Source organism: Methylobacterium sp. WL116, assembly GCF_008039455.1.
Taxonomy (GTDB): Bacteria; Pseudomonadota; Alphaproteobacteria; order Rhizobiales; family Beijerinckiaceae; genus Methylobacterium.
The window spans coordinates 1-546 of record NZ_VRUV01001097.1; the positions used below are offsets into that span (position 1 = coordinate 1).

Below are 546 nucleotides of genomic sequence, written 5' to 3' on the forward strand. Positions count from 1 at the left end.
GGCGTCGTCGACGGCGCCGCGATCAGGAGCCCGGCCAGCAGGCCGATCCGACGCCCGAACCCCGATCTCAGCATGATCGTCCTCGCCCTGTCGCGCCGGTCGGCCCCTCGGGGCCGACCGGCGATTCGCGTGGCGCAAATGCCGGGCGGACCGTAGCACCCGCCCCGCCGGCCGCAATCAGCGCGGGGCCGCCGTCGGCCCCGTCCCGCCAAAAATCGGGTCCGCGGCGGCGGCGTCGACGATGACCGCCGCATCCTCCGGCAGCAGGAAGCCCTGGGCCTCGGCCTCCCGGGCGGCCTCGCGCACCCGGTTCACGTAGTCGGCCTGGCTCCGGTAGCGCTCGGCCAGCGACGGCGGGCCGCCCTCGGTCGCCCGTCGCGGGAAGGGCCGGTAGGCGCCGACGAGCGAGCAGGTGAAGGTGGACAGCGGCGCGTTCTGCAGGCCGTGGACGCCGAGCGGCGCCGCGATGTCGGGCAGGCGCACGCCGCCGACGGGATTGCCGTCGGCGTCGCGCCGCGGCACCTGGACGACCGCCCCCTGCAGGGT

Annotated in this window: 1 protein-coding gene; it reads right to left on the reverse strand. The window is 76.9% G+C overall.

What is annotated here, in order from left to right:
* Positions 1–177: 177 nt before the first annotated feature.
* Positions 178–546, reverse strand: a 369-nt coding sequence (locus FV223_RS31120) for an alpha/beta hydrolase domain-containing protein (RefSeq protein WP_281407495.1), incomplete at its 5' end; no start/stop codon positions are given.